The organism is Streptomyces sp. NBC_00873, from assembly GCF_045207415.1.
Taxonomy (GTDB): domain Bacteria; phylum Actinomycetota; class Actinomycetes; order Streptomycetales; family Streptomycetaceae; genus Streptomyces.
In genome coordinates this window covers 8,493,114-8,513,527 of sequence record NZ_CP108803.1, presented here as the reverse complement: position 1 = coordinate 8,513,527, position 20,414 = coordinate 8,493,114, and the positions used below count along the sequence as shown (strand labels likewise).

Below are 20,414 nucleotides of genomic sequence, written 5' to 3'. Positions count from 1 at the left end.
TCGTCACACGAGTTGGGTGCGCAGCTCCTCGGCCGCGGCCTGCAACGACTGGGCGATCTCCTTGCGGAGCGCGGCCGTCATACGGTAGTTCGGCACCGACACGTTGAGGCAGAGCAGGGTACCGCTGGGACTCTCGACCGCGACCGCAACCGAGGCGACACCCTCCTCGCTCTCCTCCTGGCTGGTCGCATAGCCCCGGCGTCGTGACCGCTGGAGCGCCTGCTCCAACTCGGTCCTCGTCGCGATGGTCTTCGTGGTGACCGGCTCCAGCCGCTCGTCCAGGAAGAGCTCGCGCAGGTTCTCGACCGGCAGCCGGCTCAGCATGGCCTTGCCGCTGGAGGTCGCGTGTGCCGGCATGACCTCGCCCGCCCGGGAGGCGACACGCACCGCGTGTGTGCTCTCGACGGCGTCGAGGAACTTGACGCTGTTGCCTTCGAGCTGCGCAAGGTGGACCGTCTCCCCGAACTCCTTGTTCAACCGTTCCAGGACCGGACGCACCCGCGCACGTACGTCGACATGCCGCATGATCGCGGAGGCCACCGAGCTGAGCGCGGGGCCGGGCTCGTACGCGCGGGTCATCGGGTTCTGCATCACGAACCCGCGGTACTGGAGCATCGCCAGCAGCCGGTGGGCGGTGGACGACGCCACACCCAGGTGCGTGCTCGCGTCGGTCAGCCGGATCTGCCGGTGGTCGCCGAACCAGAGGATGAGCCGCAGCGCGTTGTCCACGGATTCGATGGGGTACTGCGGGACTTTGTTCTGCCGCGGCCCGTCCTGCTTGTCCGTCATTGGTGGTCGGGGTGCGGTGCTCGCGAGCCCGCACCCCTCCTCCTCTCGTCGAGTACGTGCGATGTCCCGAACACGCCGTGACGCCTACGCGATCTCGGGGAACGGGGGATCGCACGCAATGGTCCGGACCTTGCGGCCAAACCGGCAACCGTCCATTTACCCGTGTGATCGACCCCGTTGTCGTAAGCCGAGTTTATCGCCCCCCGCCCCGCCCCCGGCAGACGCCGCGACCGGCGCGTGGCCTGCGGGTTCACCATTCCTTCGCGGCCGCGCACACGGCCCGTCCCGCATGGAACCCACATCCCCGGGCTTGCCGGGACACTCTGTGCGCAGAAGAGCACGTCGTGCGCACGCTGGCCGACGCGGCCGGGCTGCGCCGCGACCTGGCCGCCGGCGGCTCCCTCGTGGTGATCGGCGCCGGGTTCGTCGGGGCCGAGGTCGCCTCCACGGCGCGCGGGCTCGCCCGCGTAGCCCATAGAGGTTGAGTCCGCTGACCACGAGCGAGAAGACCGCGACCAGCACCAACTGACGCTGCCAGAAAGGCTCCAGGCCGACGTAGCGCAGCAACAGGCAGCAACAGGCAGCAACAGGCAGCAACAGGCAGCAACAGGCAGCAACAGCACCAGGATCAGCCCGAGGAGCGGCCACCCGGAATGCGGCGTACCAGTCGGGCCTGCGCCTGGGCCGGGCTCGGCCGTCCGCCGTGGGATGATGGCCTCAGCTCGCGGGCTTGATCATCCCGTCCACGACGGTGCCCGGGGCGATGAACGCGTAGTCGGTGGCGCTGGGGCTCACGAAATGGCTCGCGTTCGAGTAGCCGAAGTTCTGGAATCTGACCCACGGGACCTCGGCGGGCGGCTTCAGCTGCTCAAGCGCCGACGTGACCGACTTCGTATCCGGCGCCTGGTCCGCGGCCTAGTGCAGCAGCCACAGCGAGTCGTACGCGAACGGGTACATGTGCAGCGGCATCGTGAGCGGACCCTGGCCCTTGGTCGAATCGACCATCGTGGTAAGCGACTTCGAGCGCTGCGCCGGGTCGACCCATTCCGGGTCGCGGACACGCCGGGGCGCGATCGGCTTCGACGTCAGCCGACCGAATCCCGGGCGCCGACACCGGCGTTCTCCCGGACCTGCCGCAAACCGGCGGGCTTCGCGGGTTCGCGCGGGGCGAGGTAGCCAACCGTGCCCAGGCCGAGCAGTACATGGCGCTCCGCGACGTCGGACGGGGTGAGCGCCCCGTCCGCGTGGTACCAGTTGGCGACGCCCTGGCACATCGCGAGGATCGCGCGGCTCGCATCGGCGGGGATCGGGGTCGTAAAGCTACCCTGCTCGATGCCGGCCTCGACGGCGTCGAGGAGCATGTGCTGGAGGCTATCGCGGAGCTCGACGTAGCGGGCCCGGTTCTCCGGTTCCAGGCTGCGGATCTCGGAGTCTAGGAACGCGAGCCCTCGGCGGTTGGCCATGTAGAGCACGATGCACTCGACGATGGCGGAAAAGCGGTCGACCGGGTCGTCCCCGGCCTCCGCCACGGCTGCCTGGCAGCGGCCCAGCACGTCGCGCATCGAGGTTTCGAGGAGGGTGACGAGCAGCGCCTGCTTGTTCTCGTAGTGGTAGTACAGCGCCGGCACCGTGACGCCGACGCGGCGCGCAATGTCACGCACGGTGGTGCCGTGGTAGCCGTGCTTGTTGAACGCGGCCATCGCGTGGAGGAGGACCGGGTGCAGGTCCAGCGGGGCATACGTACGCCATCCCTCAGAGTGATCGGCATCCCGGTCAGGTGTCGCGGTCAATCGACTCTCCACATCCCTACTGATCAGTCGCTCAATTGAGCGTATGGCAGGTCGATCGCGCGCGTCAAGCGCGGTGCCGAACTGGGTCAATTTTTCTGGAAACCAGAAATAATCTCTGGGATCCACTTAGCGATCGTTCACTCTTGACCCGCCGATCGGCCACGGTTAGCGTCACACCACCGGTATCGGCACAGGGAGGCTGGAAGCCCATGACCAACACTGAGTTCGAGCTCGGCGGTGTGTGTCATCTCGCGCTTGTCTGCAAGGACATGCAGCGCACGGTCGACTTCTACACGAACGTCCTCGGTATGAAACTCGGCATGACGCTCGACCTCCCGAACGGCGGCCAACACTTCTTCTTCGACATGGGAGGCGGCCAGTTCATCGCGTTCTTCTGGTTCGCCGGGGCCCCGGAGCATACCCCGGGGATCGCCTCGCCGACCGCGCTTCCCGGCAAGGGTGACATCCGCACGGCGCACGGCTCGATGAACCACGTGTCGTTCAAGATCCCGGTAGACAAGTTCGAGGAGTACAAGGCCAAGCTCGAAGCCAAGGGCGTGGTCACCGCGCCGATCCTGAACCACGACGAGAGCGAGCGCGGATGGGCCCTGGAGATCACCGAGACCACCTTCCAGCGCTCGATGTACTTCTTCGACCCCGACGGCGTCCTCCTGGAGTTCGCGGCCTGGACCCGGGAGTTGCGGGACACCGACGTGCAGCACGCCCCCGTCGACAGCAACGGCGTCCCCGCCTCGACCACTGCAGGAGCCTGAGATGACCGACATCGTCACATTCGCCGACGACTTCTTCGGTGCGGTCGCAGACGGAGACATCGACGCCGTCCGGCGCTACTACCGCGACGACGTCAAGGTCTGGCACAACTTCGACAACCTGGAGCAGGACAAGGCGACGAATGTCGCCACCCTGGCGGGCATCCCGGACCGCTACGACACCTTCGAGTACGCCGAGATCCGGCACACGCCGATCGAGGGCGGCTTCCTGCGCCAGCACGTCATCAAGGCCTCGCGCAACGGCAAGCATGCCTGCGTCCCCGCGATCCTGCGCGTCTATGTCGAAGCCGGTCAGGTGTACCGAATCGAGGAGTACTTCGACCACGGGCAGCTCAAGTCCACGTTGGGGTTGTAGGCAATTCATGTACAGCGAAGCAGTAGTCGCCTTGGAGGGCCAGCATGACCAGCGACACCTTGGTCGCCTGCGGCATTGTCGGCAGCCTTCGGCGTAACTCCTGGAACCGCAAGCTGCTGGAGGCCGCCGAGGCGCTCGCTCCGATCGATACGGAACTCCGAATAAGCAAGGCGTTCGACGACGTCCCGCTGTTCAACGAGGACCTGGTCGGCAGCGAGCCCGCGGCGGTCCTGCGGTTGCGCGAGGAGGTCGCCGCCGCGGACGCGCTCATGATCGCCACCCCCGAGTACAACGGCGGTGCGCCCGGCGTCCTGAAGAACGCCCTGGACTGGCTCTCGCTGCCCCTGGGGGGGTCGGTGCTGGAAGGCAAGCCGGTGGCCCTGATGGGGACGAGCCCGGGTCGCCTCGGCACGGCGCGCGCCCAGTTTGAGCTGCGGAACATGTTCCTCTTCTCCCGCTCCCCGGTCATGCCCGGTCCCGAGTTGCTGTTGGGATACGCGCACCAACACTTCGACGAGCACGGGAAGTTGACTGATTCCCTCGCGATCGAGCGCATCGAACTGCTCTTCCGGAACCTCCGAAAGTACGCACAATTGAATTCAACCGAGGCGGTCCCTCTCCGATGATCAGCAAGACCTTCGTCAGCAGCGAATCCCCCGGTGCCCGTCGGGCCGGTGCGGGCGGGATGCCCTGCCAGGGTGTCTACTACACCCCCGAGGGTGTCAAGCCGCGCGTGGCCATGATCGCCACGCATTACCAGATCGATTTCTCCGAGCACTACCTCGCGGAGTACATGGCCGAGCGCGGCATCGGGTTCCTGGGCTGGAACACCCGCTACCGGGGGTACGAGTCGGACTTCGTCCTCGACCGGGCCGTGGTGGACATCGGCGTCGGGGTGCGCTGGCTCAAGGAAGAGGCCGGGGCCGAGCACGTGATCCTGCTCGGCAACTCCGGCGGCGGATCGCTCACAGGTGCCTACCACGCGCAGGCGGTCGAACCGTCCCTGCGCCCGGGGATCGGCAAGGCGCCGGCCACCGGACTGGACGACCTGATCCCCGGCGACGCCTACGTATCCCTCGCCGCGCACCTCGGACGTCCCCAGGTCATCACCGGCTGGCTGGACGCCTCGGTCATCGACGAGCACGACCCGACGCTGACCGACCCGAAGCTGGACCTGTTCAACCCCGAGAACGGCCCGCCGTACTCGGCGGAGTTCCTGGAGCGCTACCGGGCGGCGCAGGTCGCTCGCAACCACCGGATCACTGCTTGGGCCAAGGCCGAGCTGGCCAGGATCGAGGCGCTGGGCTTCCAGGACCGTCCCTTCACTGTGCAGCGCGTATGGGCGGACCCGCGGATGGTCGACTCGACGGTCGACCCGTCGGACCGCCCGGACAACTGGTGCTATCGCGGCGTGCCGGCCGTGGTGAACCGCTGTGGCCGAGGCCTGGGCAGCGAAACGACACTGCGGAACTGGCTGGACATGTGGAGCCTGTCCGAGTCCCAGTGCCGGGCGGAAGAGCACCTGGGCAAAGTGACGGTTCCCGCGATCGTCATCAACCCGCACGGGGACGCCGGCGTGTACCCGAGCGACGCCGACGCGATATACGACGCCATCGCGAGTGACGACAAGAAGCGGCTCGACCTCCCCGGCGACCACTACTTCCAGGAGCCCGAGGGTGCCCGCATCCGGGTTGCCGATGTGATCACTGAGTGGATCAACGAGCACTTCCCGCAGAACCGGGCGTAGCTTCGGGGCCGGGTCAGTCCCCAGTCGGACTGGCCCTGCTCCGGTGAAAGCCGTGCTGTACGTCGCGATACCGCTCGGTGGCCGCGGACGCGGCCCGATTCGCGCGGCACGCTCCGGTCAGGTCGACGCGGATGACCCGGCCGCCACCGGCGCGGCGCTGCGCGACGAACAGCTCCTCGCCGTTCACCGCGACGGCCGCCGGCGACTCGAAGCCGTCGAGCACCCGCCGGTCGTGGGACTCGTCGACGGCGACGTGGTGGCCCTGGGACAGGCGGCCTGACGCGTCGAACTTCGCGGCCGTGGGGAAGGTGAACCCCTCGGCCACTAACGTCTGGACCAAATTCGCTATGGGCGGCCTCGGACTGCGCATCGGTGGCGGCACGGACGAGATCATGAAGAACGCCATCGCGGAGCGTGTGTTGGGGCTGCCCCAGGAACCACGGGGCTCGTGATCGCGGTCAGACGAGCTGAACGCTCACTTCCTCGGCGGCGGCCTTCAACGACTCGGCGATCTCCTTCCGGAGCGTCGCGGTCATGCGGTAGGTCGGCACCGACACGTTGAGGCAGAGCAGGGTACCGCTGGGACTCTCGATCGCCACCGCGACCGAGGCGACACCCTCCTCGCTCTCCTCCTGGCTGGTCGCATAGCCCCGCTTCCGCGACCGCTGAATCGCCTGCTCCAACTCGCTCCGCTTCGCGATGGTCCGCTTCGCGACAGGGTCCAGCTCGTCGTCCGGGTAGAGCTCGCGCAATTGCTCGGTCGGCAGCCGACTGAGCATCGCCTTCCCGCTGGAAGTCGCGTGTGCCGGAACCACTTTGCCCGCCCGGGAGCTGACGCGCACCGCGCGCGTGCCCTCGACGGCGTCGAGGAAGTTGACGTTGCTTCCTTCCAGGCGGGCAAGGTGCACGGTCTCTCCGAACTCCTTGTTCAACCCCTCAAGCACCGGGCGCACCCGCGCGCGTACGTCGACCTGCCGCATGATCGCCGAGGCCACCGAGCTCAACGCGGGGCCGGGCTCGTAGGCTCGGGTCGACGGGTTCTGCGTCACGAACCCGCGGTACTGCAACATCGCGAGCAGCCGGTGGGCGGTTGACGAGGCCACCCCCAGATGCGAGCTTGCGTCGGTCAGCCGGATCTGCCGATGGTCGCCGAACCAGAGGAGGAGCCGCAGCGCGTTGTCCACCGACTCGATCGGATACTGCGGCGCTTTGTTCTGCCGCGGCCGCTCCTGCTTGTCCGCCATACGTCGTCAGGGCCGCGGAGCTCTCGCGAGCCCGCTTCCCTTCCTCCTCTCGATTGCGTGCGATGTACCGCACACGGCCTACCGGCGATTTCCTTGACTTCAACACCGTTGCGTTTGGGTGTGAAGGCACTGGTCAAGGGGATTGAATGAGGCAACGGGACACCTGAGGATCAACTATCGGCGAAGAAAGTCGATCAAGGTCAGGGGTCCCGCTGCAGGAGCAGTCTGTCATCACGCGCACGATCGAGACAGCCGGGGGTGTGTACGCGCCCGGGTATCTGGGAGAGTTGACCCAGATCGTGGACTTCGCCCTGGTGGACGCCGTGCTGGAGGAGACCGGGACACGCGAGAAGCGGCTGCGGCTGCTGCCCTCGCGGGTCGTGGTGTATTTCGTCCTCGCGCTGGCCCTGTTCGAGCACGCCTCCTACCGGATGGCCTGGAACGCGTTGACCGCCTCGCTGCAGGGGCTGCCCTTGGTACGCCCGGCCCTCTCGTCCTTGTCCCGGGCCCGGCGGCGCATCGGTTCCGCCCCGCTCAAGGCCCTGTTCAAGGCCCTGGCCAGCCTGGTCGGCCGCCCGCGGGATGCGGGGGTCACCTGGCGGGCCCTGCGCTGTGTGGCCCTGGACGGCACCCTTCTGCACGTCCCCGACGATGAACAGCTCACCTGGCGCTACCCCAAACGCAGCGGCGAAAGGCTGGAGTTCGGCTACCCGGTGCTGCGGCTCGTCGCGCTGGTCGAGTGCGGCACCCGCGCACTGCTGGACGCCGCCTTCGGCCCGAGTCCACCGGCGAACTCGACTACGCCGCCCGGATGTTGAACGCCTTGGACTCCTCGATGCTGCTGGCCGATGCTGCCTTTGATGCGAGCATCTCCCTGAACAACGTGACTCAGCGTGACGCACAGTTCCTCATACGCTCCTCCGCCCGCCGGGTGCCCACCCCCTTCCGGTACCTCGGCAACGGTTCTGACTCGCCTCGGCTACGCCGTCCTGCCCGCCCTGCCCACCGTCCGCGTCAGGCCCCCGGCGGCATGGGGAGTCCGACGCAAAGTGCGACCCGGAGCTTGCCGGTTACACTCTAATGAGTAGAGAATGTCTCTGGCAGACAGAGCTAGTGAAACCGAGGCTGAGCCGCCATGCGAGATCACGGAACCGTCCTCGACGACGTTCGTCGCGGGATGACACCTGCGTACATCTACAACGACCGCGAGATCTTCGAACTGGAGAAGGAGCGGCTGTTCAGCCGGGCGTGGATGTTCGTGGGCCACGAATCGGAAGTGCCCGAGCCCGGCGACTACGTCGTGCGCCGCGTGCTGGAGGACTCCTTCATCATCGCCCGGGGAAACGACGGCCAGGTCCGGGCCATGTTCAACATGTGCCTGCACCGGGGCATGCAGGTGTGCCGCGCGGAGATGGGCAACGCGACCCACTTCCGGTGCCCTTACCACGGCTGGTCCTACCGGAACGACGGACGGATCGTCGGCCTGCCCTTCCACCAGGAGGCGTACGGCGGCGAGGAAGGCTTCCGCCGCAAGGGCCAAGCCCTGCTGCCGGCCCCCGCGATCGACACCTACAACGGGCTGATCTTCGTCAGCCTGGACCCCGACGCCCCGCCGCTCACCGAGTACCTCGGCGACTTCACGTTCTACCTGGACTACTACACAAAGCAGTCGGCGAGCGGCATCGAGCTCCGCGGACCGCAGCGCTGGCGGGTGAAGTCGAACTGGAAGATCGGCGTCGAGAACTTCGCCGGTGACATGTACCACACGCCGCAGACCCACACCAGCGTGGTCGAGATCGGCCTCTTCCGCGAGCCCAAGGCGGAGAAGCGCAAGGACGGTTGCACCTACTGGGCCGGACGCGGTGGCGGCACGACGTACAAGCTGCCCCCGGGCACCCTGGAGGAGCGGCTCCGGTACGTCGGCTACCCGGACGAGATGATCGAGCGGATGAAGACCACGTGGTCGGAGGAGCAGCTGTCGCTGATCGGCGACAACGGCTTCATGATCTCCGCGGCGTCGGCGTTCCCGAACATCAGTTTCGTGCACAACTGGCCCAAGGTCGAAGACTCCGACGAGGTGCTCCCCTTCATCTCGATCCGCCAGTGGCAGCCGATCAGCGAGGACGAGACCGAGGTGCTGTCCTGGTTCGCCGTCGACAAGGAGGCGCCGGAGGAGTTCAAGGCGTTGTCCTACAAGGCGTACCTCATGTGCTTCGGCAGCTCGGGCATGTTCGAGCAGGACGACGTGGAGAACTGGGTCTCGCTCACCAGCACCGCCGCCGGATCGATGGCGCGCCGACTGCTGCTCAACAACCGGATGGGCTTGCTCTCCGACAACAGCCCGGTGGTCCCGGCCCTGACGGACGACGAGTTCTCCGGCCCCGGCGTGGCCCGGATCGGTTACGGCGAGTACAACCAGCGGTTCCTTCTCGCGGACTGGGCCGACCATCTGGAGCGACCTGCGGCCACCCAACCGCCGGTCGAGGTCGGAACGCCCGATTCACCACGCGGAGCCACCACCGGCGAGGACGACGAGCTTGCGGAGGTCGGTCGATGAACGCCAACCGCATCCGGGTCGACTCCCGCAAGTCCCCGCTGGGAGCGCACGCCTCGACCACGAGCCGGGTGGGAGCCTCGCTCGCGTTCGACGACACGCGGCACCTCACCGCCCACAAGTGGCTGGTCGACGAGGCGTACATCCTGGACACGCAGGACTACACCGCGTGGCTGGACGTGCTCACCGAGGACATCCACTACTTCATGCCAGTGAAGGTGACCACCGCGCTGGGCAGCGGCTACGACACCGCACCGGGAATGGCGCATTTCGACGAGAACATGTACTCCCTCCGTCAGCGGGTGGCCCGGTTCGCGACCGAGCACGCCTGGACCGAGGACCCGCCGTCCCGGCTCCGCCACTTCGTCACCAACGTGCGAACGTTCGCCACCGATCGTGACGACGAACTCATCGTCGAATCAGCGGTGTTGCTGTTCCGCAGCCGCGGCGACGTGGTGGAGTCCGCGCTCGTCTCCGCAGGTCGCGAGGACCTGCTGCGCCGGTGCGACGGCGTGTGGAAGCTGGCCCGCCGCCTGATCGCCGCCGATGAGTCGGTGATCCGCATGCAGAACCTGGCGATCTTCCTATGAGCCAGGAGCCCATCACCTCCGGGCCGGAGCCCGAAGCGACGGAACCCGAAGCGACGGAACCAGCCGACGTCCGACGGCGGCGCTTCCTCGAAAACGCGGTCGGGGAACCGATCGTGATCGCGAACGAGTTCGCCGAGATCCGCGTCGTTTGTGTGCAGACCCGCAACGGAGCCCGTCTGCTGATCGACTCTCCGAAGTCCGGGCAATGGATCACCCTCGACCCACTGGAGCTCGAAGCCCTGACGTGGCAGGGCCCAGCGACGTTCTCCGCCATGGTGGGTCATCCCTTCGAGCCGCTGCTGAAGGAAATCCCCTGACGCCTCGCGGCCCCAGGAAGCCGTGGCAGGCACGCCACAGCGGCCCGCACACACGCGGCCGATCCAGGCCGTGACCCCCGGCTTCCGCCGAAGTCCCCTTCACCGAGAACCCGTTGCGGTTCCCTTAGCTAGGAGCGTTCCCTCATGACCGGCTGGATGGACGGCCAGCGCGCACTCGTCGTCGGCGGCGGATCCGGTATCGGACGCGCCGTTGTCGACGCCTTCCTGTCGGAGGGCGCCCGGGTCGCGGTGCTCGAACGCGACCAGGCCAAGGTCGACCGCCTCGCCGCGGAGCTTCCCGAGGTGCCGGTCGTCACCGGGGACGCGACCCTCGCCGCGGACAACCGCACCGCGGTGGACCGCGCCGTACAGCAGTTCGGCGGCCTCGACGTGCTGGTCAGCTGCGTCGGGATCTTCGACTTCTACCGGGGGCTGACGGAGCTCGGCGAGGACGAGATCGACGGCGCGTTCGACGAGATCTTCGCCGTCAACGTCAAGAGCCACCTCCACTCGGTGAAGGCCGCGCTGCCGGAGCTGCGCAAGTCGCGCGGGTCGGTGATCCTCACCGAGTCGACCTCGGCCTATTACCCCGGGCGCGGCGGCGTGATGTACGTCGCTTCCAAGCACGCCGTCCGCGGCCTCGTCACCGCGCTGGCGCACGAACTCGCCCCCGAGGTCCGGGTCAACGGGGTCGCGCCGGGCGGGACCATGAACACCGACCTGCGCGGCGCCGGCGCGCTCGGCCTGAGCGACAAGCGGCTCAACGACACGCCGGGGCGCGAGGCCGAACTCGCCGGACGGGTGCCGCTCGGCATCGCCATGTCCGGTGCGGACCACGCGTGGAGCTACGTCTTCCTGGCCTCCCGCCGGGCCCGGGGCATCACCGGGGACGTCGCTCATTCCGACGGCGGCATCCGGATCAAGTGACGGACCTTCAGAACCCGATCTTCGCAATCTTCCCGCAGGAGTGATGTACATGGCAGTCATCAGGGCCGATCTGGGGGCGTGCCAGGGCTACGCGAACTGCGTTGTCGGCGCCGACGATTACTTCGACATCGACGACGACGGCATTGTGGTCGTCCTCAAGGCCGAGGTCCCGGACGCGGACCGCAAGCGCGTCGAAGAGGCGGCGCGCAGCTGCCCGGTCTCCGCACTCAAGGTGACCGACGCATGACGCGCACGCTGATCGTCGGCGGCGCCGTCGGAGGCGTCCGCACGGCGCAGGCGCTGCGCGCGGGCGGGTACGACGGGGAGATCGTCCTCGCCGAAGCGGAGGCGGAGGCGCCGTACGACAAGCCTCCGCTCAGCAAGGGCCTGCTGACCGGGTCGTCCGGAGCGGACGACATCCGCCTGCTGACGCGGGAGCAGGCGGATGCGGCGGGCATCGGGCTGCGCCTCGGAGTGCGCGCCACCGGACTGGAACCGCGGGGCCGCATGGTCTCGTTCGACGACGGCAGCAGCATCGGGTACGACCATCTCGTGGTCGCCACCGGTGCCGCGGCTCGCCGTTCGCCCTGGGGGGACATGGACGGAGTGCACGTCGTCCGCACCCTGGCCGACGCGGCCGGGCTGCGGGCGGACCTCCTCGCCGGCGGCTCGCTCGTGGTCATCGGCGCCGGGTTCATCGGGGCCGAAGTCGCCTCCACGGGACGCCGGCTGGGCCTCGACGTGACGATGGTCGATCCGCAGCCGCTCCCGATGACCAGGTCCCTGAGCACGGACGTCGCCGGTGCGGCGATGGCCATGCACGAGGCCGCGGGGGTCCGGTGCCTGATGGGCATCGGCGTCACCGGCATCACCGGGAGCAAGGGGCAGCTGACCGTCACCCTCGACGACGGCACCGAGCTGAAGGCCGCAACCGTGGTCGTCGGTATCGGCGCGGTCCCCAACGACGGCTGGCTCGCCGGGTCCGGACTCACGCTGGAGAACGGCGTGGTCTGCGACGAGTACTGCCGGGCGGTCGGGACCACCGACGTCTACGCGGTCGGCGACATCGCCCGCTGGTTCGACCGGGCACGCGGGGCGCACGTCCGCGCCGAGCACTGGACCAACGCGGTTGACCAAGCGGCCTGCGTGGCACACAACATCCTCCACCCCGGGAACCTGCGGGCCTACGAACCCGTCGAGTTCGTCTGGAGCGACCAGCACGACTGGAAGATCCAGGTGGTCGGCGACACCTCCGGATCGGCCGCCACCACACTGTTGGGCGACCCGACGGCCGATCGACGCTTCGCCGCGCTCTACGCCGACGATCAGGGCCTGCTCCGCGGCGCCGTCGTCGTCAACTGGCCGCGCGTCATGGTGGAGTGCCGCAAGGCGCTGCGCGAGGGCACCGCCTGGAGCGACCTCGAACCCGGCCTTCGCGCCATCGCGAACGCCGCCAACCGCCCGGAGACCAAGGCATGACACCGACGCCAGCCCAGCGCGAACTGATCGCGCGCGCCTGCCGGGTGCTCGCCGTACGCGGACTCGCCGACGGAATCCTCGGTCACATCAGCCTGCGGATCGACGAGAACACCCTGCTCGTCCGCTGCCGCGGGGCGCAGGAGCGCGGGCTCGCCTTCACCACGGCCGCGGACGTCCACTGGGTCGACCTCGACGGCGCGCCAGCCGCCGTCGGCGAGCTCGCCGACGGCTACACGGTGCCCAACGAACTCCCGCTGCACACCGAGCTGCTGCGCAGGCGACCCGAGATCAACGCGGTCCTGCACGCGCACCCTCCGACCGTGGTGGCCGCCGACCTGGCGGGGTTGGGGGTCCGCCCGATCCTAGGGTCGTTCGACATCCCCGGGGCCCACCTCGCCGCCGGGGGCGTCCCGGTCTACCCGAGGGCGGTGCTGGTGCGCAGCCGCACCCTCGCCACCGAGGTGTGCGAGGCCATGGGCGACCGGCCGGTGGTGGTGATGCGCGGCCACGGCCTCACCAGCGTCGCCGACACCGTCGAACGCGCGGTCCTCCAGGCCGTCAGCGTCGACACCATCAGCCGGTTCTCCCTCCAGGTGGCGTCCGCGGGCGGCACCCTCGTCGACATCGCCGAGGAGGACTGGGCGGATCTCCCCGACCTCGGCGGATCGTTCAACGTCGCCACCTCCTGGCGCCACGAACTCGCCCGCCTCCACGACTGCGGCTGCTGAGCAGCGCGACAGCCCGCGCCCGCGGACCTTGGACCGAGACGGCACAAGGCCGCGGCGCGGGCGTTCCCCGTCGGTGCCCTGCCTGACTCCGCTGGCAAGACGCGGCTCGGGTCAGTGGCGTGGGCGGCCCAGCATGGCGAGGTAGGTGGGCATTTTGTCCACCGCTTTCCTGGCGACGCGGGTGGCCTGCACGGATCCGCGCAGGTGGTCGTGGACGACGAGCAGGTATCGGCCTTCCTGCCAACGGAGTTCGGCGCTGTACACGGTGACGGCTTCCCGGTCGCCGGCGTCGTCGTCGTCGGGGACTGCGCCAAGTTCCGCGTCCTCCGTCGGGACGGTGGGGTCATCCGGCACGGAGGTCTCCGGGACCGTGGTCACGCTGCGATCGCCTCCAGCCACGAGGACCACGATCGCGCCTCCTCGTCGGTGTCGATGCCTTCGCCGTACAGGTGATGTCCGAGCCACAGCGGCCACCGCCACGCGGCGCCGTTGAAGAAGCGGTAGAGCCCGTCCGCGGTGCGCAGCTCCAGGAAGTCCGCTTTGCGGTAATCGATCACCGCGTCCTGGGAGCGCATGCCCTGTGGGCGAAGACCACCGTTTCCCCCCGGGCCGCTTCGTCGCCGACGCCGACCGCGCGGGCCACTCGGGCGAACTGCCCGGACGGGTCCGGCGCCGGCTCGGCGCGGACGTACGCGGTCGGCCGCCGCCCGGAGTGCGCCAGGTACTTGCGCAGGGAGTGGTGGTAGACGTCGGCGTACCGCGTGGCGGCATCAGCGCGGGTGTCCCAGCCGTCGTCGGGATTCTCCTTCGTGCACCCAGTGGATCGTCATGCGCAGCCGCGTCGGCGCGCCGCCCGGGGCCGACAGGTCGTAGCTCAGCGTGTTGGAGAAGCCGGTGTCGTCGGCGTAGCGGCACGCGAAGCGGTGCGGCGGTTCCCACGCGGTGACGGTGGCGGGCCCCCGGGACACCGCATGCGCGTCGCCGCCGAGGACGTCGACCTCCACGGCACCCGCATCCGCACGGGCGACGCCGTCCAGTTCATCCTCGTCTCGGCGAACCGCGACCCGCGCCGCCACCCTGTCCCGGGATGCCTGGGCATCACGCGCGGCGCCGACGAGCAGTCCGAGGGGCACATCGGTTTCGGCCACGGCATCCACTACTGCCTCGGTGCGTCCCTCGCCCGCCTCCAATGCGAAGTGGCCCTGGGCGCCCTGCTCGCCCGCTATCCCGACCTCCCCCTTGCCGTACCGGCGGCCCGCATGGCACGGAGGGTCATCGCGGGCACGGCTCCCCGCCTCACCGAACTGCCCCTGGCGGTGTAGCGCGGAATCGTCCGGGCGTCCGCGAACCGTGCTCCCGGTATTGCCGGCAGCCGCGAGCAGGGCCGGTGTGCCGTCCCGTCCTTGTGGACGGATAGCACACCGGGCCCGCTTGCACCTCAGACCGGTCTCTTCTCGTTCTCTTCGTGGGAGAACGAGAAGAGCGTCGCCGTCACGTGCCGGAGAATCGAGGCGCCCGCTTCTGGCAGAACGCCTCGACTCCTTCAGCGAAGTCGGCGGTCCGGAACAATGCGGACTGCCCTTCGCGCTCAGCTTCCAGCGCATGGGGTAGCTGCGCCAGAACGGTGGCGTTGAAAGCTCGTTTGGATTCCGCGTACGCCACGGTCGGACCTTCCGCGAGCCGCGTCGCGAGCTGGTCGACCTCGGCTTCGAACGCATCGTCGGGGAAGGCCGCCGCGATCAGCCCCCATTCGACGGCGAGGGGGGCCGGGATGCGTTCGGCGAGCATGGCCATCCGGTTGGCCCGTGCCCGGCCGATCGCGGCCGGAATCAAGGCGGTCGCTCCCCCGTCTGGCATCAGGCCCGCGTTGGCGAAGGCCAGCAGGAAATACGCCGATTCCTTGGCGACGGTGAAGTCGGCAGCTATCGCGAACGAGCAACCCACGCCGACCGCAGGGCCGTTCACCGCGGCGACGACCGGTTTGGGAACCCGGCGCACCGCCGTGGTCAGCCGGTTGGCCGCGTCGATGATCACGGGATCGGGGGTTCCCCCCTCTCCCACCTCGCCGTTCGCGGCGAGGTCGGCGCCGGAGCTGAAGGCCCGGCCGGCCCCGGTGAGCACGATCGCACGTACGCCCGCGTCCGTGCCGCTGCTTTCGATGGCGCGAGCCGCCGTGTTCAGCATCGGCGTGGTGAGCGCGTTCAGGCTCTCGGGCCGGTTGAACGTCACCCGCAGGATCGTGCCGGTTCGGGCAACGAGTACGTCGTCGTTGTGTGGTGTGGACATCGTCGGCCTTTCTCGAAGCACCCAGGGTGTCGCGCGGAACTACCGCCCACCGAATGTGTCACGCAGCGCGCCCTTGACGACCTTGCCGCCCGCATTGCGCGGCAGTTCACGGACAATGTGGACCTCGGTCGGCAACTTGTACTTCGCAAGGCAGCCTTGGGCCCACTGCCGGATCTCCGCCACGGTGAGGTCCGCGTCGGAGTCCCTGGGGACGATCACCGCGACCGGTGTCTCGCCCCAGCGTTCGTGCGGGCGTCCGATGACGCTGACCTCAAGGACGTTCGGGTGCGCGGCGAGCGCGTTCTCGACCTCGGCGCAGTAGATGTTCTCGCCGCCGGAGATGATCATGTCCTTCTTGCGGTCCACGACGTAGAAGAAGCCCTCGTCGTCGACCCTCACCAGGTCTCCGGAGTGGAACCACCCGCCCTCGAACGCTTCCGCGGTTGCCTGGGGGTTGTTCCAGTAGCTCGTCATCATGGTCGGGCCCCGGTAGACGATCTCACCGATCTCGCCGGGAGCGACGTCGTTCATCTGGTCGTCGACCACCCGGACCGCCAGGGTGCTGATCGGCTTGCCCACCGAGCCGAGCTTGCGCAGTGCGTCCTTGCCGTCCAGCACGCAGGTGACCGGGGACATCTCGGTCTGCCCGAACAGCGCAACATTGACGGCTCCGGGGAACACCTCGGCCATCCTGTTCAGCAGCGTGTCCGTCGCGGGGGCGGCTCCCCAGCTCGTAATCCTCAGGTGCGAGAGGTCGCGCGAGGAGATCGAGGGGTCGTCACAGAGGGACTGCCAGAGGGTCGGCACCAGGAAGACGCTCGTCACCTTCTCGGATTCGAGGGTGTCGAGCACCTGGCCGGCCGAGAGCTGCCCGGTGGGCATGATGACGAGGCAGCCGCCGATCAGGATCAGCGGTATGACGCTGCCGATGGCGCCGCTGTGGAAGAGCGGTGAGGCGCACAGGCTGATCTCGCCGCCATCCCAGAGCCGCCAGGCCCGGGTGATGGTCAGGGCCTGTCCCTGGAGGTTCTGATGGGAGAGCACCGCCCCCTTGGGACGCCCGGTGGTGCCGGAGGTGTAGAGGATCAGCGCCGGTGTGGCCTCGTCGACGTCGACCGCCGGGTGCGGGTCGCCGGCTTCGTCCATGAGGTACACGTAGAGTTCGGCGTTCTCCCCGGCTGCCCCGGTGTCCGCGCCGGACACCACCAGCCGCAACGACCCGGACATGTGCGCACGAGCATCCACGGCAGTGGCGGCCAACGCGCTCTCGGCGACGAGGAGGTCGGCACCGCAGTCGTCGAGGATGGACGCCATCTCCTCCGGACTCAACCGGAAGTTGACCGGGACAGCGATCGCCCCCAGGCGGTTCGTGGCGAGCATGGTCTCGATGGACTCGGGGCGGTTGTACATCAGGATGGCGACCCGGTCGCCGTACCCGACACCGCGCCGCGACAGGGCGTCCGCCAGGGCGGCGACGCGCTCGCGCAGCTCGCCCCAGGTGGTCGTCACGCCTTCGAATCGCAGGGCGGGCCGATCCGGAATCTGGAAGGCGTGCCGTTCCAGGTGGTTCACCCAGTGGTTGCGCCGCGAACTGAGCGGCGCTTCGACGCTACGGCTCATCGACTGGTCCGACATCCGCGGTGTCCTCTCTGCGTTTTCAGGTCCGTTGCGAGCCCCGGAACGGTCACCACCACGACTCCGTGATCGCCAGTCGTCGGGCGACGGTCCGGTCAAAAGCCGTGGCGAAGTCTGGGGCAATGTCACCGCGCGGTGTGTGCCGCGGTGTCCGTGCTCCTGCCCGGACCGATGCACGCCGATGGGCGCGGGGCCCATCGGCGTGCCACCTTCGGCGGCCTCGCCTACCGGGGGGCCATCCGGATCGCGCCGTCGAGGCGGATGACCTCGCCGTTGAGCATCGGGTTCTCGGTGATGTGCTGGACCAGCGCGGCGTACTCCTCGGGACGGCCGAGGCGGCTGGGGTGCGGCACCTGGGCACCCAGGGACTGCTTGGCCTCTTCCGGGAGCGAGGCCAGCATGGGGGTCTCGAACAGACCGGGCGCGATGGTGACCACGCGGATGTGCCGGCTGGCCAGGTCGCGGGCGACCGGCAGGGTGAGGCCGACGACGCCGCCCTTGGACGCGGAGTACGCGGCCTGGCCGATCTGCCCGTCGAACGCGGCGACCGACGCGGTGTTAACAATGACCCCGCAGTCGCCGTCGACCGGCTGGTTGGCGCTCATCCGCTCGGCTGCCAGGCGGATGACGTTGAAGGTGCCGATCAGGTTGACCTGGATGACCCCGGCGAAGAGGTCCAGAGCCAGCGGCCCGTTCTTGCCCAGCACCCGGGCCGGGGTGCCGATGCCGGCGCAGTTCACCGCGATGCGCACGTCCCCAAGCCGACCGGCGGCGTCGAGGGCGGCGGCCACGTCCTGCTCGCTGGTCACGTCGGCAGCGGCGAAAACAGCCCGGTCGCCGAGCTTGGCGGCCACGGCCGCGCCATCGGAGCTCGGAAGGTCCACCAGGGCCACCGAGGCTCCGGCGTCCAGCAGCCGCTGGGCGGTGGCCAGGCCCAGGCCGGAGGCCCCGCCTGTGATGACTGCGACGCTGCCTGCGATGTTCACGATGCGTTCTCCAGGAGAGGTGATGGCGGATCAGATGCGCTCGATGATGGTGGCGTTGGCCATGCCGCCGCCCTCACACATGGTTTGCAGGCCGTAGCGTCCGCCAGTCGCCTCCAGCTGCCCCAGCAGCGTGGCCAGCAGGCGCCCGCCGGAGGCACCGAGCGGGTGGCCGAGCGCGATCGCGCCGCCGCGCGGGTTCAGCTTGTCGAGGTCGGCGCCGACCTCACGCTGCCACACCAGCGGCACGGGCGCGAACGCCTCGTTGACCTCGTACGCGTCGATGTCGTCGATCGTCAGGCCCGAGCGCGCGAGGATCTTCTCGGTGGCCGGGACGACACCGGTGAGCATCAGCAGCGGGTCCGAGCCGGTGACCGCGAAGGAGTGGAACCGGGCGCGAGGCGTGAGGCCCAGCCGCTCGGCGGTGGCGGCGCTCATGATGAGGGCGGCGGACGCGCCGTCGGTCAGCGGCGAGGAGTTGCCGGGGGTGATCCGCCAGTCGATCTCCGGGAAGCGCGCGGCCTCCGGTGCCCCGGTGAACGCGGGCTTCAGGCCCGCCAGGCCCTCCGCCGTGGTGGCCGGGCGCACGGTCTCGTCCACGGTGTGCCCGCCGATCGGGACGATCTCCCGGTCGAAGCCACCGGATGCCGCGGTGGCAGCGGCCAACTGGTGGGAGCGAGCCGAGAAGGCGTCGAGCTCCTCGCGGTCCAACTTCCAGCGGGCGGCGATCAGTTCGGCGGAGACGCCCTGCGGGATCAGTCCCTCGGTGTAGCGGCGGCCCAGCAGCGTGCCGGAGGTGTCCGCTCCCCGCGCGCTGGAGAACATCGGGACCCGGCTCATCGACTCCACGCCGCAGGCGATCACGACGTCGTAGGCGCCCGCGATGACGCCCTGGGCGGCGAAAGACGCGGCCTGCTGGCCGGAGCCGCACTGGCGGTCGATGGTGGTGGCCGGGACCGACTCCGGGAAGCCGGCGGCGAGCAGGGCGGTGCGGGTGATGTTGAGGGCCTGCTCGTCGGTCTGCGAGACGCAGCCGCCGATCACGTCGTCGACCAGCGCGAGGTCGAGGCCGTTGCGCTCGACGAGGGCCTGGAGGACCGTGGCGAGCAGGTCCACCGGGTGCACGGAGGACAGGGCGCCTCCGGGCTTGCCCTTGCCGGACGCGGTGCGCACCACGTCGACGATGACGGCGTCGTTCATTTGGTGTCCTTTCAGGGACGGATCGCGGCGGTTCAGGGAGGGGCATCCGCGGCTCGGCGGTGCGCCCGGCGGTCCGGACGCGGGGTGCTCAGCGGCCCCGCCACACCGGAGCGCGCTTCTCGGCGAACGCGCGCGAACCTTCCTGGGCGTCCTCGCTCGCGAATACGGCCTGCCATTCGCGCTCGTTCTCGTCCCACATCGCGGGTTCCCAGTCGGAGCCGAAGTCCTCACTGCGGTGGATGAGTCGCTTGCTGGCCTGGAGGGCCAGCGGGGCACCCTCGGCGACGGTCTCGGCCAGCTCCAGCGCCACCTCGACCGACGTGCCGGCCGGTGCGACCCGGTTGACCAGCCCCCACCGAGCGGCGGTGGCGGCGTCCAAGGGCTGGCCGGTGAGCGCCATCTCCAGCGCGATCTTCTTCGGCACCTGGCGCGGCAGCCGCAGCACGCCGCCCGCGGCGGCGAACAGGCCGCGACGCACCTCGGGAAGGCCGAACTGCGCGTTCTCGTCGGCCACGACGAGGTCGCAGGCGAGCGCGATCTCGGTGCCGCCGCCGAGGGCGAAGCCGTTGACCGCCCCGATGACCGGCTTGGCGATGAAGTGGTTGACCAGGCCGGCGAAGCCCCAGTCCTCATGCCCGGGAGCCATGACGGGCTCGCCGGCTGCCGCCGCCTTCAGGTCCATTCCGGCGCAGAACGCCCGCCCGGCGCCGGTGATCACGGCCACCCGCAGCTCGGGATCGGCGGCGACCTCCTCCAGCGCCTCGCCCACGGCAGCCGACAGCGCGGCGTTGACCGCGTTGAGGGCCCGGGGCCGGTTGAGGGTGATGAGCGCGACAGCGCCGCGACGCTCCAGCAGCGCCGCCGGCTCAGCGGCCTCGGGGTTCCCGTCCGTCATCGCCAACCTCCGCACTTACTTATCGATCGCTAAGCAGGGAACTTAGACCGCAGGACCCCGGGCGTCAAGCCCTGGACCAGCGGATGAAACCGGCAAGGGCCGTT

26 protein-coding genes are annotated in these 20,414 nt (G+C 69.2%); 14 read left to right on the top strand and 12 right to left on the bottom strand.

Annotated features, from left to right (window positions below):
• Positions 1-3: 3 nt before the first annotated feature.
• Positions 4-789 (bottom strand): IclR family transcriptional regulator, encoded by a 786-nt coding sequence (locus OH809_RS39400; protein ID WP_406416307.1) that lies wholly within the window; start codon positions 787-789, stop codon positions 4-6.
• 344 nt (positions 790-1,133) lie between these two features.
• Here OH809_RS39400 and OH809_RS39395 point away from each other — a divergent pair, with 344 nt between their 5' ends.
• A complete protein-coding gene (locus OH809_RS39395; protein ID WP_406416309.1) occupies positions 1,134-1,274 on the top strand; it encodes a hypothetical protein in 141 nt (46 codons plus the stop codon).
• Positions 1,275-1,874: 600 nt separating this feature from the next.
• Here OH809_RS39395 and OH809_RS39390 read toward each other — a convergent pair.
• Complete coding sequence (locus OH809_RS39390; protein ID WP_406416310.1) at positions 1,875-2,579, bottom strand: TetR/AcrR family transcriptional regulator; 705 nt, start codon at positions 2,577-2,579, stop codon at positions 1,875-1,877.
• A 209-nt stretch (positions 2,580-2,788) separates the two neighbouring features.
• On the opposite strand from OH809_RS39390, the gene OH809_RS39385 reads away from it, so the two are divergent.
• The 4 genes from OH809_RS39385 to OH809_RS39370 are packed head-to-tail and all read left to right on the top strand — an operon-like array spanning position 2,789 to position 5,472.
• Positions 2,789-3,352, top strand: a complete 564-nt coding sequence (locus OH809_RS39385; RefSeq protein ID WP_406416312.1) for a VOC family protein — start codon at positions 2,789-2,791, stop codon at positions 3,350-3,352.
• 1 nt (position 3,353) lies between these two features.
• Complete coding sequence (locus OH809_RS39380; protein WP_406416313.1) at positions 3,354-3,725, top strand: hypothetical protein; 372 nt, start codon at positions 3,354-3,356, stop codon at positions 3,723-3,725.
• Between the two features lie 44 nt (positions 3,726-3,769).
• The gene (locus OH809_RS39375; RefSeq protein WP_406416315.1) at positions 3,770-4,351 is read left to right on the top strand and encodes an NADPH-dependent FMN reductase; all 582 of its coding nucleotides are present in this window, start codon (positions 3,770-3,772) and stop codon (positions 4,349-4,351) included.
• Positions 4,348-5,472, top strand: a complete 1,125-nt coding sequence (locus OH809_RS39370; protein ID WP_406416317.1) for a hypothetical protein — start codon at positions 4,348-4,350, stop codon at positions 5,470-5,472. Before OH809_RS39375 ends, OH809_RS39370 begins: the two co-directional genes overlap by 4 nt.
• A gap of 13 nt (positions 5,473-5,485) precedes the next feature.
• Here the strand turns inward: OH809_RS39370 and OH809_RS39365 are convergent, their stop codons facing one another.
• Both OH809_RS39365 and OH809_RS39360 read right to left on the bottom strand, forming a co-directional pair.
• Positions 5,486-5,812, bottom strand: coding sequence for a hypothetical protein (locus OH809_RS39365; RefSeq protein WP_406416319.1), 327 nt, complete (start codon positions 5,810-5,812; stop codon positions 5,486-5,488).
• A gap of 118 nt (positions 5,813-5,930) precedes the next feature.
• On the bottom strand, positions 5,931-6,716 hold the full coding sequence (locus OH809_RS39360; protein ID WP_406416321.1) for an IclR family transcriptional regulator: 786 nt from the start codon (positions 6,714-6,716) through the stop codon (positions 5,931-5,933).
• Positions 6,717-6,976: 260 nt separating this feature from the next.
• On the opposite strand from OH809_RS39360, the gene OH809_RS39355 reads away from it, so the two are divergent.
• The 8 genes from OH809_RS39355 (at position 6,977) to OH809_RS39320 (ending at position 13,311) form a co-directional block, all read left to right on the top strand.
• A complete protein-coding gene (locus OH809_RS39355; RefSeq protein ID WP_406416323.1) occupies positions 6,977-7,534 on the top strand; it encodes a transposase domain-containing protein in 558 nt (185 codons plus the stop codon).
• A gap of 317 nt (positions 7,535-7,851) precedes the next feature.
• A complete protein-coding gene (locus OH809_RS39350; protein ID WP_406416325.1) occupies positions 7,852-9,273 on the top strand; it encodes a Rieske 2Fe-2S domain-containing protein in 1,422 nt (473 codons plus the stop codon).
• Positions 9,270-9,860, top strand: coding sequence for a 3-phenylpropionate/cinnamic acid dioxygenase subunit beta (locus OH809_RS39345; protein WP_406416326.1), 591 nt, complete (start codon positions 9,270-9,272; stop codon positions 9,858-9,860). Before OH809_RS39350 ends, OH809_RS39345 begins: the two co-directional genes overlap by 4 nt.
• Complete coding sequence (locus tag OH809_RS39340) at positions 9,857-10,177, top strand: hypothetical protein (protein WP_406416328.1); 321 nt, start codon at positions 9,857-9,859, stop codon at positions 10,175-10,177. Before OH809_RS39345 ends, OH809_RS39340 begins: the two co-directional genes overlap by 4 nt.
• A 144-nt stretch (positions 10,178-10,321) precedes the next feature.
• A complete protein-coding gene (gene hcaB / locus OH809_RS39335) occupies positions 10,322-11,104 on the top strand; it encodes a 3-(cis-5,6-dihydroxycyclohexa-1,3-dien-1-yl)propanoate dehydrogenase (protein WP_406416330.1) in 783 nt (260 codons plus the stop codon).
• A 49-nt stretch (positions 11,105-11,153) separates the two neighbouring features.
• The gene (locus OH809_RS39330; RefSeq protein WP_345680796.1) at positions 11,154-11,351 is read left to right on the top strand and encodes a ferredoxin; all 198 of its coding nucleotides are present in this window, start codon (positions 11,154-11,156) and stop codon (positions 11,349-11,351) included.
• Positions 11,348-12,583 (top strand): NAD(P)/FAD-dependent oxidoreductase, encoded by a 1,236-nt coding sequence (locus OH809_RS39325; protein WP_406416332.1) that lies wholly within the window; start codon positions 11,348-11,350, stop codon positions 12,581-12,583. Before OH809_RS39330 ends, OH809_RS39325 begins: the two co-directional genes overlap by 4 nt.
• On the top strand, positions 12,580-13,311 hold the full coding sequence (locus tag OH809_RS39320; RefSeq protein WP_406416334.1) for a class II aldolase/adducin family protein: 732 nt from the start codon (positions 12,580-12,582) through the stop codon (positions 13,309-13,311). Before OH809_RS39325 ends, OH809_RS39320 begins: the two co-directional genes overlap by 4 nt.
• Before the next feature lie 111 nt (positions 13,312-13,422).
• Here OH809_RS39320 and OH809_RS39315 read toward each other — a convergent pair whose 3' ends face one another.
• From OH809_RS39315 to OH809_RS39305, 3 genes are all read right to left on the bottom strand, one after another.
• On the bottom strand, positions 13,423-13,689 hold the full coding sequence (locus OH809_RS39315) for a hypothetical protein (protein WP_406416336.1): 267 nt from the start codon (positions 13,687-13,689) through the stop codon (positions 13,423-13,425).
• Positions 13,686-13,886: a hypothetical protein gene (locus OH809_RS39310; RefSeq protein ID WP_406416338.1), complete on the bottom strand. Its 201-nt coding sequence runs from the start codon at positions 13,884-13,886 to the stop codon at positions 13,686-13,688. The genes OH809_RS39315 and OH809_RS39310 overlap by 4 nt, the downstream gene beginning before the upstream one ends.
• A 195-nt stretch (positions 13,887-14,081) precedes the next feature.
• Entirely contained in the window at positions 14,082-14,315 is a 234-nt protein-coding gene (locus OH809_RS39305; RefSeq protein ID WP_406416340.1) for a hypothetical protein, read from the bottom strand.
• Between OH809_RS39305 and OH809_RS39300 the strand changes: the two genes are divergently transcribed.
• Entirely contained in the window at positions 14,283-14,633 is a 351-nt protein-coding gene (locus OH809_RS39300) for a cytochrome P450 (protein ID WP_406416342.1), read from the top strand. The genes OH809_RS39305 and OH809_RS39300 overlap by 33 nt on opposite strands.
• 169 nt (positions 14,634-14,802) lie before the next feature.
• Here the strand turns inward: OH809_RS39300 and OH809_RS39295 are convergent, their stop codons facing one another.
• The 5 genes from OH809_RS39295 to OH809_RS39275 form a co-directional block, all read right to left on the bottom strand.
• Positions 14,803-15,597, bottom strand: a complete 795-nt coding sequence (locus OH809_RS39295) for an enoyl-CoA hydratase (protein ID WP_406416343.1) — start codon at positions 15,595-15,597, stop codon at positions 14,803-14,805.
• A 39-nt stretch (positions 15,598-15,636) separates the two neighbouring features.
• Positions 15,637-17,232 carry a long-chain-fatty-acid--CoA ligase gene (locus tag OH809_RS39290; RefSeq protein ID WP_406416345.1) on the bottom strand — a complete coding sequence of 532 codons (1,596 nt, stop codon included), beginning with the start codon at positions 17,230-17,232 and terminating at the stop codon, positions 15,637-15,639.
• 224 nt (positions 17,233-17,456) lie between these two features.
• Complete coding sequence (locus tag OH809_RS39285) at positions 17,457-18,218, bottom strand: 3-hydroxyacyl-CoA dehydrogenase (protein ID WP_406416347.1); 762 nt, start codon at positions 18,216-18,218, stop codon at positions 17,457-17,459.
• 30 nt (positions 18,219-18,248) lie between these two features.
• Positions 18,249-19,415: a thiolase family protein gene (locus OH809_RS39280; RefSeq protein ID WP_406416349.1), complete on the bottom strand. Its 1,167-nt coding sequence runs from the start codon at positions 19,413-19,415 to the stop codon at positions 18,249-18,251.
• Between the two features lie 88 nt (positions 19,416-19,503).
• Entirely contained in the window at positions 19,504-20,310 is an 807-nt protein-coding gene (locus OH809_RS39275) for a crotonase/enoyl-CoA hydratase family protein (RefSeq protein WP_406416351.1), read from the bottom strand.
• Between the last annotated feature and the right edge of the window lie 104 nt (positions 20,311-20,414).

Excerpts from the sequence above, each read along its gene's own strand:
- OH809_RS39320 (WP_406416334.1), top strand. The coding sequence starts at position 12,580 with ATGACACCGACGCCAGCCCAGCGCGAACTGATCGCGCGCGCCTGCCGG.
- OH809_RS39375 (WP_406416315.1), top strand. The coding sequence starts at position 3,770 with ATGACCAGCGACACCTTGGTCGCCTGCGGCATTGTCGGCAGCCTTCGG.
- OH809_RS39330 (WP_345680796.1), top strand. The coding sequence starts at position 11,154 with ATGGCAGTCATCAGGGCCGATCTGGGGGCGTGCCAGGGCTACGCGAAC.
- OH809_RS39290 (WP_406416345.1), bottom strand. The coding sequence starts at position 17,232 with ATGTCGGACCAGTCGATGAGCCGTAGCGTCGAAGCGCCGCTCAGTTCG.
- OH809_RS39310 (WP_406416338.1), bottom strand. The coding sequence starts at position 13,886 with ATGCGCTCCCAGGACGCGGTGATCGATTACCGCAAAGCGGACTTCCTG.
- OH809_RS39360 (WP_406416321.1), bottom strand. The coding sequence starts at position 6,716 with ATGGCGGACAAGCAGGAGCGGCCGCGGCAGAACAAAGCGCCGCAGTAT.
- OH809_RS39370 (WP_406416317.1), top strand. The coding sequence starts at position 4,348 with ATGATCAGCAAGACCTTCGTCAGCAGCGAATCCCCCGGTGCCCGTCGG.
- OH809_RS39340 (WP_406416328.1), top strand. The coding sequence starts at position 9,857 with ATGAGCCAGGAGCCCATCACCTCCGGGCCGGAGCCCGAAGCGACGGAA.
- OH809_RS39275 (WP_406416351.1), bottom strand. The coding sequence starts at position 20,310 with ATGACGGACGGGAACCCCGAGGCCGCTGAGCCGGCGGCGCTGCTGGAG.
- OH809_RS39280 (WP_406416349.1), bottom strand. The coding sequence starts at position 19,415 with ATGAACGACGCCGTCATCGTCGACGTGGTGCGCACCGCGTCCGGCAAG.
- OH809_RS39385 (WP_406416312.1), top strand. The coding sequence starts at position 2,789 with ATGACCAACACTGAGTTCGAGCTCGGCGGTGTGTGTCATCTCGCGCTT.
- OH809_RS39350 (WP_406416325.1), top strand. The coding sequence starts at position 7,852 with ATGCGAGATCACGGAACCGTCCTCGACGACGTTCGTCGCGGGATGACA.
- OH809_RS39300 (WP_406416342.1), top strand. The coding sequence starts at position 14,283 with ATGCGCGTCGCCGCCGAGGACGTCGACCTCCACGGCACCCGCATCCGC.
- OH809_RS39295 (WP_406416343.1), bottom strand. The coding sequence starts at position 15,597 with ATGTCCACACCACACAACGACGACGTACTCGTTGCCCGAACCGGCACG.
- OH809_RS39380 (WP_406416313.1), top strand. The coding sequence starts at position 3,354 with ATGACCGACATCGTCACATTCGCCGACGACTTCTTCGGTGCGGTCGCA.
- OH809_RS39345 (WP_406416326.1), top strand. The coding sequence starts at position 9,270 with ATGAACGCCAACCGCATCCGGGTCGACTCCCGCAAGTCCCCGCTGGGA.
- OH809_RS39325 (WP_406416332.1), top strand. The coding sequence starts at position 11,348 with ATGACGCGCACGCTGATCGTCGGCGGCGCCGTCGGAGGCGTCCGCACG.
- OH809_RS39400 (WP_406416307.1), bottom strand. The coding sequence starts at position 789 with ATGACGGACAAGCAGGACGGGCCGCGGCAGAACAAAGTCCCGCAGTAC.
- hcaB (WP_406416330.1), top strand. The coding sequence starts at position 10,322 with ATGACCGGCTGGATGGACGGCCAGCGCGCACTCGTCGTCGGCGGCGGA.